Source organism: Arthrobacter sp. P1_C12_2 (genome assembly GCF_056406415.1).
Window position 1 is genome coordinate 1 of sequence record NZ_JBFUAF010000023.1, and the last position, 12,636, is coordinate 12,636.

15 protein-coding genes and 1 pseudogene are annotated in these 12,636 nt (G+C 63.8%); 7 read left to right on the top strand and 9 right to left on the bottom strand.

The annotated features are described in order from the left end of the window. The 5 genes from AC1DZQ_RS19595 to AC1DZQ_RS19615 form a co-directional block, all read right to left on the bottom strand. Window positions 1-539: lyase family protein (locus AC1DZQ_RS19595; RefSeq protein WP_476965065.1), on the bottom strand; the 539-nt coding region annotated here is incomplete at its 3' end. Window positions 540-715: 176 nt separating this feature from the next. Continuing rightward, complete coding sequence (locus tag AC1DZQ_RS19600) at window positions 716-1,444, bottom strand: FadR/GntR family transcriptional regulator (protein ID WP_476965066.1); 729 nt, start codon at window positions 1,442-1,444, stop codon at window positions 716-718. A 176-nt stretch (window positions 1,445-1,620) separates the two neighbouring features. Further along, window positions 1,621-2,325, bottom strand: coding sequence for a BBE domain-containing protein (locus AC1DZQ_RS19605; protein WP_476965067.1), 705 nt, complete (start codon window positions 2,323-2,325; stop codon window positions 1,621-1,623). Then, entirely contained in the window at window positions 2,322-3,095 is a 774-nt protein-coding gene (locus AC1DZQ_RS19610; protein WP_476965068.1) for an FAD-binding oxidoreductase, read from the bottom strand. The genes AC1DZQ_RS19605 and AC1DZQ_RS19610 overlap by 4 nt, the downstream gene beginning before the upstream one ends. A gap of 109 nt (window positions 3,096-3,204) precedes the next feature. Further along, window positions 3,205-4,950 (bottom strand): LuxR C-terminal-related transcriptional regulator, encoded by a 1,746-nt coding sequence (locus AC1DZQ_RS19615; protein WP_476965069.1) that lies wholly within the window; start codon window positions 4,948-4,950, stop codon window positions 3,205-3,207. Between the two features lie 660 nt (window positions 4,951-5,610). On the opposite strand from AC1DZQ_RS19615, the gene AC1DZQ_RS19620 reads away from it, so the two are divergent. From AC1DZQ_RS19620 to AC1DZQ_RS19630, 3 genes are all read left to right on the top strand, one after another. Continuing rightward, entirely contained in the window at window positions 5,611-6,042 is a 432-nt protein-coding gene (locus AC1DZQ_RS19620) for a DUF309 domain-containing protein (RefSeq protein WP_476965070.1), read from the top strand. Window positions 6,043-6,244: 202 nt separating this feature from the next. Further along, window positions 6,245-6,463 (top strand): hypothetical protein, encoded by a 219-nt coding sequence (locus AC1DZQ_RS19625; protein ID WP_476965071.1) that lies wholly within the window; start codon window positions 6,245-6,247, stop codon window positions 6,461-6,463. Continuing rightward, window positions 6,460-6,933, top strand: coding sequence for an FAD-dependent oxidoreductase (locus tag AC1DZQ_RS19630; protein ID WP_476965072.1), 474 nt, complete (start codon window positions 6,460-6,462; stop codon window positions 6,931-6,933). The genes AC1DZQ_RS19625 and AC1DZQ_RS19630 overlap by 4 nt, the downstream gene beginning before the upstream one ends. Window positions 6,934-7,009: 76 nt before the next feature. On the opposite strand, the gene AC1DZQ_RS19635 is transcribed toward AC1DZQ_RS19630, so the two are convergent. Beyond that, entirely contained in the window at window positions 7,010-7,450 is a 441-nt protein-coding gene (locus tag AC1DZQ_RS19635; RefSeq protein ID WP_476965073.1) for a CBS domain-containing protein, read from the bottom strand. A gap of 254 nt (window positions 7,451-7,704) precedes the next feature. Further along, a complete protein-coding gene (locus AC1DZQ_RS19640) occupies window positions 7,705-7,944 on the bottom strand; it encodes an SDR family oxidoreductase (RefSeq protein WP_476965143.1) in 240 nt (79 codons plus the stop codon). On the opposite strand from AC1DZQ_RS19640, the gene AC1DZQ_RS19645 reads away from it, so the two are divergent. Beyond that, the gene (locus AC1DZQ_RS19645; protein ID WP_476965074.1) at window positions 7,930-8,163 is read left to right on the top strand and encodes an alanine racemase; all 234 of its coding nucleotides are present in this window, start codon (window positions 7,930-7,932) and stop codon (window positions 8,161-8,163) included. The two genes, AC1DZQ_RS19640 and AC1DZQ_RS19645, sit on opposite strands and share 15 nt — an antisense overlap. A 198-nt stretch (window positions 8,164-8,361) precedes the next feature. Here the strand turns inward: AC1DZQ_RS19645 and AC1DZQ_RS19650 are convergent, their stop codons facing one another. Then, entirely contained in the window at window positions 8,362-9,189 is an 828-nt protein-coding gene (locus AC1DZQ_RS19650) for a sulfurtransferase (RefSeq protein ID WP_476965075.1), read from the bottom strand. A 1,035-nt stretch (window positions 9,190-10,224) separates the two neighbouring features. Between AC1DZQ_RS19650 and AC1DZQ_RS19655 the strand changes: the two genes are divergently transcribed. Next, on the top strand, window positions 10,225-10,719 hold the full coding sequence (locus AC1DZQ_RS19655) for a DUF1801 domain-containing protein (protein ID WP_476965076.1): 495 nt from the start codon (window positions 10,225-10,227) through the stop codon (window positions 10,717-10,719). Window positions 10,720-11,013: 294 nt separating this feature from the next. Here the strand turns inward: AC1DZQ_RS19655 and AC1DZQ_RS19660 are convergent. Continuing rightward, window positions 11,014-11,183 (bottom strand): annotated as a pseudogene (locus AC1DZQ_RS19660) (recombinase family protein); the annotation flags it as partial. A gap of 207 nt (window positions 11,184-11,390) precedes the next feature. Between AC1DZQ_RS19660 and AC1DZQ_RS19665 the strand changes: the two are divergent. Together AC1DZQ_RS19665 and AC1DZQ_RS19670 are read left to right on the top strand one after the other, a co-directional pair. Then, complete coding sequence (locus AC1DZQ_RS19665) at window positions 11,391-11,645, top strand: recombinase family protein (protein WP_476965077.1); 255 nt, start codon at window positions 11,391-11,393, stop codon at window positions 11,643-11,645. A 183-nt stretch (window positions 11,646-11,828) separates the two neighbouring features. Beyond that, entirely contained in the window at window positions 11,829-12,491 is a 663-nt protein-coding gene (locus AC1DZQ_RS19670) for a GntR family transcriptional regulator (RefSeq protein WP_243178471.1), read from the top strand. The last annotated feature ends 145 nt before the right edge of the window (window positions 12,492-12,636 follow it).

Below are 12,636 nucleotides of genomic sequence, written 5' to 3' on the forward strand. Positions count from 1 at the left end.
GCGGCGAACGCGTCCTCCAGCTCCGCCAGGGCTTCCAGCAGTTCCCGGGCCGCGAAGATCGTGCCGAGCTTGACCGCGGTGGGGTAGACGTCGTTGGTGGACTGGCTGAGGTTGACGTGGTCGTTGGGGTGCAGCCGGGCGTAGTCGCCCTTCGGGTGCCCGAGGATCTCCAGGGCCCGGTTGGCGATCACCTCGTTGGCATTCATGTTCGAGGACGTCCCGGCGCCGCCCTGGATGACGTCCACCACGAACTGCTCGCTGAGCTTGCCGTCCAGAACGTCGGCGCAGGCCTCTTCGATGGCGGCGGCACGCTCGGCGTCGAGGAGCCCGAGCTCGTGGTTGGTGCGTGCGGCGGCCAGTTTCACGGCGGCCAGCCCGCGGACCAGGTACATGTTGGAGGACAGCGGCTGGCCGGTAATGGGGAAGTTCTCCACCGCGCGGAGGGTGTGGACGCCCCAGTAGGCGTCGGCGGGAACATCCCGGTCGCCCAGGAGGTCGTGTTCGGAGCGGGTTTCCGGGGCGGTATGGGGGATGGTCATGTGGTCCTCACAGGGCTTCGTTGACGGGTTTGGACGGTAATAATCTGGGGCCGGGGCAGGCCTGAGTGACGCCGCGGCCGGCACGGTGGGCATGGTTGTTCCACGGCACAGGGGACGGGCCAGGCTTGTGGCGATTGCGGCAGGGGGGATGGTGAGTGAAATCCGGGGTTTAGGATCTAGCGTGTATGGCCGGCCCTGGAGTTTCCGCTTCCGGGGACGATGGTGCCCAGGGCGCATTCAACCCCGTGCAAATGCATCCTCATGGCCAGGGATGCTTCCTCGGCTGATCCACTCTCGATGGCAGCGAAAATACGGGCGTGCTCCTGACCCGATTCCTTGCGCCGGTCAGCCACGAGGTTAAGCGTGTTCGATTGGTTAGCCATGGCGTCACAGATGTCGGACAGGAATGATTCGAACACGCCATTGCCGCTGCACCGGGCGATGGTCACGTGGAACTCAGTGTTCAAAAGCACCCACTGCTGGAGATCGTCTTCCTCGGACATTTCCCGGAGGATTTCCCGAAGAGCCTCCAGGTCTTCGCTGCTGCGGCGTTGGGCGGCGAGGCCCGCGGCAGGCACTTCCACATGGGGGCGGGCCTCCACGAGGGCGCTGGCCGAATATTTGCCGAGTTTGAGGTCCTGGGCCACCTTGTCAGCGATCACGAACGTGCCCTTACCCGTGTGGGTGGCCGTAAGTCCCAATGCGGTGCAGGAACGCAGCGCCTCCCTGACCATCGTGCGGCTTACACCGTACTGTTTGGCCAGCGATGCTTCCGAGTCGAGGCGGGTGCCGACAGGGATCTTGCCGCCTTCGATAGCACTGCGGAGGGATGCGAAAACCGCTTCAGCCGCGCCAACGCGTACGACTCGATCTTGCGCAGCTGTCCAGCTGTCCAACAGGTCCATACGAAGACTATGGCACTTGTCACACAGCCCGTCAAGGAAGTTCCGAAAATGACGCGATGGGGGCGGGCCTCAGGTGCTCTCGCCACGTGTCACGGAGGCCGGCCCTGGTGATCAAGATCAATCCGGTTGCTGATGAACTCGAACATGGCCGCGCATGACCAGCGCTCCGCCTGGCATCAGCTTTCCGGAATGTCTGAGGGTACGACGTTGCGGTTCACCCGGAACAGGTTTCCGGTGTCATATCTGCGTTTGATATCCACGAGACGCGCGTAGTTTGCGCCGTAGCTCGCGCGGACACGCTCCTGGCTGTCGTCTGCGGTCTGGAAGTTGATGTAGGTGCGGCCGGTCGCGAAGGGGCGCTGCCGCTGCCAGGCGTCGCGGATCCACTGGCGGTACGCGTCCGCCCGGGGCTCGTTTGGCTCCCACATGCCGTTGACGCCGAGCACATACTGCGCGTTCCGGTTCCCGACCGCGCCGTCGTCCTCGGCGTGTTCGTTGAGCGCTCCGCCTAGGTGGAGGAATCCCAGCTCCGCGCTCGGGATCGGACACTCGGCGAACTGGTCCACGACGGTCGCGAGGAGCTCGTCGCTGAGTTCGGCGGCGTACTCGGTCTTCCAGTAATAGTGCAGGCCCTTGGGCTCACCGTCGTCGAGGTAGGACTGGATCTGGGTGTAAGGCTGCTCGCTAAGCAGGTCCACGATGGGTTTGCCGAGCGCGCGGATCGGCGCGAGCACCTCGTCGACGCGATCAAGCTCACCGGTGTAGCAGGCGGTCATTGCACAGATCTTCCTGCCCTGCCACTCCAGCGGGATGAACGGCTCCGGCGGCGCCTGGATGAGGAGCAGCCACACGGCAAGCTCCCGGGGCGCGTCGCCCGTCATTGTCCGGTAGGCGCGGAGGATCTCATCTGTCCGCTCGGACGGCCAGGCGATGAAGCCCCGAACACGGTAGGGCCGACGTTGTGCAGCCGGAACGTGAACCGGGTGACGACTCCGAGGTTGGCCCCGGCTCCGCGCACCCCCCAAAACAGGTCGGCGTTTTCGGCGCGGTTGGCGGTGCGGATCTGACCGTCAGCGGTCACGATTTCGACCTCCTCCAAATTGTCGACCGTCCAGCCGAATCGGCGGGTCAGATAGCCGAGGCCGCCACCGAGGGCCAGTCCTGCGACGCCAACTTCGGAGATGAAGCCAAGCACGGTCGCCAACCCGTATTCCTGTGTGGCCCGGTCCACGTCCTGCAGCAGGCATCCCGGACCGACCCGTGCGAGCCGGGCTTCCGGATCGACGCTGACTGTGTTCATTGCGGACATGTCGAGCATCAATCCACCTTCGGCCACGGCTGTTCCGGCGATGTTGTGGCCGCCGCCCTTGATGCTGAGCAGCAGGCGGTTGTCGCGGGCGAAGGAGACGGCAGCCGCGACGTCCTGTGCAGACGCAGCCTGGACCACCAGCGCTGGGGCCTTGGCCACATCGGCGTTCCACAGCACGACCGCTGCGGCCCAGCCGTCATCGCCGGGCCGCAGGAGCGGCCGTCCAATGCCGGAGGCCAGTCTTTCCAATTGATCGTCCGTCAGGTGAACCGCACCGCCGTCGTGCCCGGCGATCCCGGTGCGCCCGCCGTTGGACTTCCGTTCCTCCAGGTGCCTTGACATTGGTCCGCTCCATTCAGGTTTGTGTGTCGCTGCTGCTTCTGCAATCGAGATTAGGCAACGGTGGACACGCGGCGCATCGGTAGAATTGCCCAATTCCGCACCCGGTAGTTCAGGCCATGGGCTTACCGCCCTGAATGAGTCCATGTTCGTAGGCGAAGGCAGTAGCTTGCGAGCGTGATGATAGGTCCAGCTTGGTGAAAATGTTGCTGACGTGGCGTGCCACTGTCCGCTCGCTCAGGAACAAGTCGGCAGCAATCGCCCGGTTCGTTTGCCCGCTCGCGACCAGGCGCAGCACCTCCCTCTCGCGGACCGTCAGCGGGATTTCGCTCCCGTGCCCAACTCCTGGATGCAACGTGTCTATCCTGGCCACATCCGGCAGGGCGCCCAGCTCTTGAAACACCCACCGGGCGGCGTCGAACTCCATTTCCGCCGAGTGTTCGTCTCCGAGGCCGCTGCATGCCAGTCCCATTAGGACCCGGACACGGGCCGCTTCATATGGTGCATCGAGTTCCTGCCAGTCCGTCCAGGCGCGGCGCAACGCCGCCATTGCAGTCTGCGAATGCCCCTCTGCGACGAGTACGGCTCCGGATGCCTGCGCCGCCTGCGCGCCTAGCCACGGCCCACCAAATTCCTCCGCGATCCGCTGAAGTTCGTCGGTCGCTGCCCGGGCGGCGTGAACATCCCCTGCCGCGAGCATGATCTCGACGCAAGGGCCGAGCAGCTTGGCGCGGTCCACACTGTTCCCTGCTTCGCTAACGGACCGGCGAATGGCCGCGGCAGCCGCCTCGATTTGCCCTTGGACAAGCCGAAGCAGCGCGAGTCCTGGCTGCGGGTCCCGCACCCATCGGCTGGCATGCAAGTAGGCCGCCTCGGCCTTTGCATATTCGCCGCACAGGCGATGCAGTTCGCCCTGTTGGTAGTACGCTGCGCCGAGTGCGGGGTGGTCCGGCGGGTCGGCCAGCCGCCTGCAGGCGGCCTGTACCGCCATCACGGCATCCGTCCAGGCACCATGGAGTTGCAGGATCTGGGCCCGGTGCACCTGGCACTGCCCTCTGTACGGGACCAAATCCGGTTGGGCCGCGCACCAGCGGCTGAGAGCCGCCGTCCAGTCCTGCGCCCGAGGCAGGTCGAACACGTCAAAACACGCCTCGATCACGGCGCAATATACGATTCCGGCAGCGACTGGGGACACTTCGCCGGCAGTGACAGGGACGATAATTTCGTCCAGCAACTCTACGGCCCGGGTCGTTTCACCCGCACCTACCAGGGACTGCGCGAGCCCGAGCCGGGCCAGCGCCATCAGATCGGGGTCACTGAAGCGGTCGCCTGAATCAGCGGCAAGGCTGAACGTGGCGCGCGCAGTCGGTACGTTGCCCTCCGCCAGGCTTTCGAGTCCGGCCAACACTAGGACGTATCCCTGCTCGGCACAGTCATGTCCGACGTCGTCAAGCAATCGACGGGCGCGCGCGAGCCAGGCCCCGGCCCGGGCGTTCTCGCCGCCCAGCACGAGATGTATTGCGAGCCAAACCGCGCACCGGGCTGCGCCGGAGCGATCCGCACGGCGCAATCGTTCTCGGTGCGCGCGTGCCAGGACCTGTTCACCGACGTCGTCCCTGCCTATCAAGTAGGCTGACGTGGCGAGCAATTCGAGATCATCGGGTTCCAACCGCACGCCACGGTCTGCGGCCGACAGCTCGGCAAACGCATTCGCCCATGCCTGTCTCCCGAAAGCAGTCCGCCCTATTTCGAGCGTGCCGGCGGCCATAATCAAACCCTTCACCGCTGGGATCGTGTCTACGGTGCTGACAATGGTCATGGCTTCGGTCTTGACGCACACCGTGGAGTCCTTTGACATTGAGGATCCTCTTCGGAAAATGCCGTGGCAACAGCAACGCCAGCGCGCCGTGGGGCCAGTGAGGCGTCGGGAGCCACTCGCAGGTTTCCAGCCCCTGGCCGTCATGCCGGACGGTCAGGGGTGCGCCGGCCAGGGTGAACCGGACGTCCACTGCAACCTCCAGGGCTGTTCATTCGTTGCTCATGGTGTGCGCTCTCCCAAGTTCCTGTTCATCTGATGAGGACGCCCTCACCCGATCGGCCCAGGCACCAATCGAGCGCCGTGAAACGATCCAGTTGACCTACCTTGGCGGGTCGGCATGCCAGATTGCGCGGCTTACTTCAAGTGTTGCCAGGTCTCCTACGCAAGCTTCGTCCTGCCGACCGCCGTTGACGACGACCGGGACGTCGCCGGGGTCGGCGCGTTCGATTGCCTTGAGAAGGACCTCGACGCTGCCGAAGTGACGGACCGGGTGGCGCGGCCAACCATATGGGTGCCTTCCCACAATGGAGCCGTTCCCGCCGGCGCACAGCGCACGCGACCAGCGGTGATCATTTCTTCTCTCGCGGCCGCCGTCCCGACGGCATCCTTTGCGGCGGAACGGATGTTCGAAGGGCCGGGTCCTAGGATTGGGCGTATGAAGGTCGGTAGCCTCCGGGCACGCTCAGGACGGAGACGGCAATGACGGGTGACAGGGATCGGGATTCTGCAAGGCGCCCGCGGCAGGCCCGGCCACGTGACGCTCTTGGCCGGCCGCTGCCGTACGGAAGCGCTGGCGTCGAGCCGGTCTCGGAGGAACCGCTGCCGCCGGCGCAGACGTTGGTTTCGGCCCGGAGTCTGGTGGAAGCCGGCCGGCCCTTCGCCGCCCATGAGGTACTCGAGGCCCGCTGGAAAGCCGGGCCGGCCGAAGAACGCAACCTGTGGCAAGGTCTCGCCCAGATCTGCGTCGGGCTCACCCACGCCGCCCGGGGGAACAGCACTGGTGCGCTCCGGCTCCTCGAGCGCGGTGCGGCCCGACTCGAGGAGTACGGTTCCGGCGACGGGCCGACCTACGGGATCGACTTGTCCGCCGTTGTGAATTGCGCACGTGACCGGATGCGCACCGGCCACTGAGCCGGCGACCGGCATCCCCGCGGCAGGCGGGGGAGGCACTAATTCCGGGGGATTAGACGGACTTTCATCGGCTGCGGTGTTAATTCTTGGCGGTGAGCGATGATATTTGTGTGGCTGAAGTGCAGGAGTGGGCGGACGGGCTTCAGGAGATCCGGGAGCTGATCGGCGGCCGGTTCCCCGGGCAGAGCCCCGGGAAAACGCTGTGGCATACCTGAAAGGCCTGCTCTCGGCCGAGGAACGGAAGAACTCCTGGACGCTCTTGGAGCAGGCCGGCCAGGCGATCCCGTACCGGACGCAGCGGTTGCTCTCGATCACGGACTGGAACCCGGACGCACTCCGTGATGACCAGTTCTCCTATGTCGTGAAGCACCTCGGTGCAGCCGACGGGTACAGGACCTGCGGACATGGGGGTAGCGAATGAACGACCATGCGGTAAAGATCGCCGGCGGCGGTCCGACGGGACTGATGTTGGCGGGCGAGTTGGCTTTGGCAAAGGTCGACGTCGCCGTCGTCGAGCGGCGTCCGAACCAGGGCCTCACCGGTTCGCGCGCGGGTGGACTGCACTCGCACACCAGCGAGATCCTCGATCAGCGTGGCATCGCCGATCRGTTCCTTGCGGAGGGGCAAAAAGCGCAGGTCGCGGCATTCGGCGGGACCCAGTTGGACATCAGCGACTTTCCGACTCGGCACAACCATAGACTCGGGCTGTGGCAGAAACACATCGAGCGCCTACTCGCCGGCTGGGTCGGCGAGCTGGGTGTGCACAACGTGATGGCCAACCCCGCCGAAACCAACCAGTGGGCAGATCTGCTGGCCATCACCGGGCAGCTCTACGGGCCGCCACCGGGCACATCAACTGGCCGCCCGCGGGCAGAACCTACTGGCCATTGACACAAGGCCATGCGGGCACAAAATCGCGCCACGGAGTGTACTCCGTGGCGCTTGTTTGCCGATGAATTGCTTGCCTTTATGAACTGCTCGACTGCATTCGTTTGCGTTCCGAAATGTGCTCCACCAGTTCGCCCACACGCTCCTCAGAGTAGTTGCGCGCGATGTCACCCTGGCTGATGATGCCGACCAACTTGTGGTCAGCAATGACCGGGAGCCGCCGGACCTGGTACTTCTCCATCATTTCGATGGCGGCGTCAACGTTCGAATCGGCGTCAATCCAGTGGGGCGCACCGGTGGCGAGGTCGCGGGCCATCATCTCGCGTGGATCACGGCCCACGGCAACGCACTTGAGCACGATGTCCCGGTCAGTGATCATGCCCTTCAACTTGCCGTCGTCACCACAGATGGGCAACGATCCGCAGTCCAGATCCAGCATCATCCGTGCGGCATCTACGAGGGACTGGTTCTCCTTAATACACTGTGCATCCGTAGACATGAATTCACGTACGGCACTCATTGGTCCTCCTTCATCGATTGAGGTATCGACGCAGAGTCACCGGGCACATGCGCCGATGCTGCCAGCCTACGCCGGGGCCAGCGCCGATGTCGACGGCGGTTCCTCCCTTATTTGGGAGCTTCCATTAACCACCGGGAGTCGGGCAGTTCTTCGGTTTTACGGGCATGGCCGGGCCGGCGATCTGAAAGGCCAGGACGGCATTTCCGGGCACCGGGGCAGCGTCAGATGGGACGGGAATCCTTCTGCGGAGAGGCTCACTTTCGTTGCTGCATCACAGCAGGCTGAGCGCCGGAAATCCGTATTCGCGGACCAAGGGCCAGCGACCCTGGATCGACGGCAATCATTCCGCCGTCGACCGGTATCACGGCTGCATTGACATAGGAGGTTTGGTCAGAGGGCAGCCACGCCACGACGTTTCCGACTTCGAGCGCCTCTGCTGGGCGTCGGGTAGGGACGAACGATCTGGCCACGGAGTAGACATGTTGACGTTCCAGCCCGAGTGCTGCCCCGTCGAACGGGGGGAACTCCGGCTGTACGGACTATTCACGCACCTCTCGCACGCCGATGACCCAGCACATCCGTCATTAGACATGCAACGGGACCGGCTCACCGCCGCCGCCGACAAACTGGACAAGATAGGGATACGCCCGCACGTACTTCACGCCGCAAATTCCGCTGCTGTACTGACCAGACCGGATACTTACTTTACGTAACGGCCGCTATCGTTTCCTGCCGTTGGCTGGGGAACCGTAGCACGTCATTGTGGGCAGGCGCCGTTGGCTTTCTGGCGGTGCCGGTGGAAAATCTGAACCACTTCGTGGGCTGCGGTTTCTGACGAACGTCGCAACACCGACTGAACGGCTTCACAAGAACCGTAGTGGAGAAAGCCATACGTGAGGGACGATGCCCGGCTAGGTAGTTTCGACAGGCCTATCGGTGGCGTGTCCATACTGGGACCAGCCGCCGACGAACAGTCTGCCTTTCCCAACTCCCAGTTGCTCCAGAACCAACAGATTGTGGCAGGCAGTCACTCCCGATCCGCAATAGGCAATGATGTTCTCCGCGGAGACGATGCCGGCGCGCGCGAAATTCTCGCGTAGCTGCACTTCCGGGATCAACCTTCCTGAGGAGTCGAGGTTCTCGCGGCAGGGGACATTGACCGCGCCGGGTATGTGGCCCGGGCGGGGGTCGACAGGGTCTTGGTGCCCCTCGAAGCGGTCACGATTCCTCGCGTCCACGACCTCGTATTGATCAGAAGACGCGTCCGAGATATCTGCAAGCAGGGTGCTGGGCCAAGATTGGGCCGAGAAGTCTCCTTCCTGTCTTTGCGGGGCCTCCGTAGCGAGTTCTCCCGGGTAGCTGGCGATGCCTCCGTCCAGGATCGCGGCGCTGCGGCCCGTCGATCGGAGCATCCAGACAAGTCGGGCCGCGATGACTCCACCTGCGTCGTCATAGGCGATCACGGTGTCAGCGTCACTAATTCCGGCTTCCCGCATCCCTTGGGCAAACACTCCGGGATCGGGCAGGGGGTTCCTCCCGGCTTCTTTCGAAGCTGGCCCGGAAAGCGACTCGTCCAGGTCGATGAAGACGGCATCGGGGATATGGCCAGCGACGTAAGCGTCCTTTCCCGAGGACCCGTCCAGATACCAGCGGGTATCCACCAGAACGAATCGTCCCCAGTTGCCGACGCACCAGGTCCAGTCGACAAAAGGCTGAAAGATCGAATCCCTATTGCTCATGGGACGGAGTCTAAGACGAAATTCACATGTTGAGATGTCTATCTCATAAAATGGACATGCGTGGGGTTCAGGCGCGTTGCGAGATTCGTCAGAAACGGCCCCGAGAGCCAGTCCCCTCTGGGTGCCAGCCTGACCTAATCACGGCTATTGGGGGTGTGTACAAAATACACACTTTGGGCTTGGGATCGGGTCGTATGTAGGCCGGATTGGGCTGGACTCCGCATGTTTCCGGGGGAGTCCAGTGTTTGCAGGGGTTGGTATGCGGTTCGAGTCCCACCTCGGGCACAGCATTCCCCCTCGTCAGAGGGGGTTTTGCTTTAACGTGTGGACATTCACCCTGGCTGGGTCCCTCTCACGCTTGGTGCGGCCTGTTGCCTGGCCGCCGCGGTGGCTTGTGAAGTTGTGTGGGTGGCGGGTTCAGGTGCCCTGGCTGTAGGCCCTCCGCTTGCTCGGATGTGGCGTCATTCGGGTCTCCCTTCTCGTGTTCTGGTGGGCGTGGTTGGTCTTGTGCCTATTCATGCCGTGGGGTTGTGGTGACGACATGACCTGCGCGAAATTCTTTCCAGATTCTTTGGCCCCGATTCGCTGGTTCCTGGGGCCCGGGGGAGAAGCTGGTGGCTGTTTGTCCGGCCAAAGGTGGTGTGTACATTGTCCACACGCCGTCCACGGGCGGCTGTTCACCCTGCATCTCGGCTCCCTTCCTGCCATTTCTGCCGACACCAGTTCATTCAGTTATGCGTGCCAGATGACAGGACTTGGCGGCAGTACTTCGAAAGTCCTGGCGAATCTTGGCGGACCCGTCGATCACCCAGCCGGAAGATCCATCGGCGTCCAGACGGGGGTGTAACTCCGACAGAATCCAGGGGTGTGGAACCCGGACTGTTCTTCCGCTCCGGGTTGGGTTCTTGCGTCATACGTGTTCATCACCTTGTATCGGTTTCCGACATGACTGGACCTCGAGGCTTGGTGGGTGGTCGTCTGGATCGGAGATACTCTCCAGCTCCTGCCCGCGATGCGTAAGGAATAATTCTCTCCATGACCAGCAGGGAGATCGGTAAGAGGGAAACCCAAACGCCGGCCACGCGCACAGCGGCACATGCCGACGCAGCCATCACGCTGCCGGAAGCCATGACCGGCAGGGCAAGCCCCGCGAAAGCGGCGGTCGGCGACAAGCCGGTCTTCGCATATATCGCCAGCCTGCCACAGCCGCAGCGGGGCATCGCCGAAACGGTCGATGCCCTGGCGGCAAAAACGCTGCCCGACCTCCGGCGCTCCGTGAAGTGGGGCATGTCGTACTACGGCGTCGGCGACGGGTGGTGCTTCAGCTGCGGCGGCTTTGCCGGCCACGTCAAGCTCATGTTCATCAATGGTGTGGCGCTCGATCCCGTACCGCCGGTGACACCGGTGGGGATGGGCAAGTCGACGCGGGGTGTGGAGCTCGAATCCATGGACGACATCGACGAACGCCAAATCGCGGCATGGATGAAACAAGTCGCGTCCGTGCCGGGTGTTGGGGGCAAGAAGCGTTGAACCCGAAGCTTGCTGCCGACGCAAACGGTCGCCGGGAAGCGCGCCCCACGCACTGAGACTACAGACACAGTCAGTACCAGTGGCGCCAGTTAGCCCGCCTGATGGCTCACTGGCCGCCAGTTCCCGTGACACGTCCTCCCGAAGGGCTGGCTTCATCCAGCTGTAGAGGACGTCCTTCAGGATGGACAGCAGTGGAACGATCTGCCCGATCGAGAATACCGGGGAAGCAGGAGAGCGCGGCACCTAGTGATGGGGAGTGCAATTCACCACCGTGCCCGTGGCCCGATCCAGCATTTCCCCATCGCGGGCGAAGCGCAGGAGATCGGCGAGCTGTGGCCTGGCGGCGTCCCTGCCGGAGGCCTTGTCGCGGTGTAGACCCGGTCCAGTATCTGGCCTTCGAGCTGGCGTTTCTCGTTCTGGTCCTGCGTGCTCACGCGCACGTACCCGATCCGCTGTCCAGTCACCGGCGCCTCCAACCCGCGTCCTGTCAGGTTGAGTTCTGGGCCCGCCCCAGAAGAACGTCAAGACATAGGGGCGCGATCGTCAGGCTGGGGTGTACCAGCAGCAGCCTCCGCCGTTTGGTGTTCGGTGGCGAAAGTTCCCAACAAGAGCCGCAGGTGGGAGTGGACCTGTTCCAGCGTCTGCCCGGATTCGAGCAAGCGCGTGCCGGCATGGACCACCGAGTTGATCATTTCAGCCACCTCGCCGGTCTCGCCTCCGCCCGCGCCCGCGGCCGCAACGGAGGCCGCCCCTACAAAATGACCCCGGCCAAACTCAGGCTCGCCATGGCTTCCATGGGCAAGCCCGGAACCAAAGTCGGCGATCTCGGCACCGAACTCGGCATCACCCGCCAGGCCCTTTACCGGCACGTATCACCGACGGGCGAGCTCCGTCCGGATGGCGAAAAGTTGCTGATGAAGAACTAGGCCGCGGCGGCCGAACAACTCCGATTCATGCACCGTCCGGATGGAAAGGACATCACATCTTGGACACTCGCGTATCCACTGGAATACTATGGGTGTCCGGGCGATGGCTTCGGGTCTGCGAACTGGCGGGACCGAGTGGGGGCGTAAGCCTCCCTTCCGAGTCGCCACTGTGGAAGGAAAGTTGTGTCACCTGGTTCTGAAACGATGCGGCACGACGGGGATTCGATCTACGCCCAGCTGCGCTCTGAAATCCTGGCCGGTGCAATTGCTCCGGCCACTCCCTTGCGGGAAGTTACCTTGGGGGAACGGTTTGGTGTCTCCCGCACGCCGGTGCGCGAGGCTCTTCGCCGCCTCCAGCACGACCGTCTTCTGGATCGCGGCGCCCGTGGACTGCAGGTCCATCAGGCAACACCCCAGGAAGTCATCCAGGTCTATGACGTGCGGATTCTTTTGGAACAGGAGGCGGCCGGGCAGGCGGCCCTGTCCCACGACATCACTGACATTATGCAGCTCGAAGGCCTGGTGGAACGTGACCGCGCACTTTCGGAGCCGGATGACAACACCCGGGCGTCGACGAACCTGGAGTTCCACGCTGCTGTCTGGGCGGCTGCGCACAATCCCGTCCTCCAGGATCTCCTGCAGCGGCTGTCCACCCACTTGATCCGCACGCCGCACTCGACTCTGTCGGTGGGAGAGCGTTGGGACGAGGCCCTGGCCGAGCATTCGAAGCTGGTCGCGGCCATCACCGCCGGCGACGAAACTGCTGCGCGGAACACCGCACGCGAGCACATGGAGACAGCCCGTCGGATCAGGCTCGACCTGCTGCGGAAATCGGCCTCCCACTAAGATCACTGCCGGGCTCTCCGGCTAGCACTCCGGGCCCCGAAGCGCCAGCTTTTCTGCCTTCTCCCGGGCATCAGCCCGGTGCTGCCACGGTTGCGCAGACCGCTGCCGTTGGTAACTGCCGCGGTGGTGGCGAAGCGTTCGCACC

What these genes read in the sequence shown, in the direction of transcription:
- AC1DZQ_RS19600 (WP_476965066.1), bottom strand. Translation starts at nt 1,444, where the DNA reads ATGGACCTGTTGGACAGCTGGACAGCTGCGCAAGATCGAGTCGTACGC.
- AC1DZQ_RS19610 (WP_476965068.1), bottom strand. Translation starts at nt 3,095, where the DNA reads ATGTCAAGGCACCTGGAGGAACGGAAGTCCAACGGCGGGCGCACCGGG.
- AC1DZQ_RS19635 (WP_476965073.1), bottom strand. Translation starts at nt 7,450, where the DNA reads ATGAGTGCCGTACGTGAATTCATGTCTACGGATGCACAGTGTATTAAG.
- AC1DZQ_RS19605 (WP_476965067.1), bottom strand. Translation starts at nt 2,325, where the DNA reads ATGACGGGCGACGCGCCCCGGGAGCTTGCCGTGTGGCTGCTCCTCATC.
- AC1DZQ_RS19665 (WP_476965077.1), top strand. Translation starts at nt 11,391, where the DNA reads ATGGACCACCGAGTTGATCATTTCAGCCACCTCGCCGGTCTCGCCTCC.
- AC1DZQ_RS19655 (WP_476965076.1), top strand. Translation starts at nt 10,225, where the DNA reads ATGACCAGCAGGGAGATCGGTAAGAGGGAAACCCAAACGCCGGCCACG.
- AC1DZQ_RS19615 (WP_476965069.1), bottom strand. Translation starts at nt 4,950, where the DNA reads ATGTCAAAGGACTCCACGGTGTGCGTCAAGACCGAAGCCATGACCATT.
- AC1DZQ_RS19650 (WP_476965075.1), bottom strand. Translation starts at nt 9,189, where the DNA reads ATGAGCAATAGGGATTCGATCTTTCAGCCTTTTGTCGACTGGACCTGG.
- AC1DZQ_RS19620 (WP_476965070.1), top strand. Translation starts at nt 5,611, where the DNA reads ATGACGGGTGACAGGGATCGGGATTCTGCAAGGCGCCCGCGGCAGGCC.
- AC1DZQ_RS19645 (WP_476965074.1), top strand. Translation starts at nt 7,930, where the DNA reads ATGTTGACGTTCCAGCCCGAGTGCTGCCCCGTCGAACGGGGGGAACTC.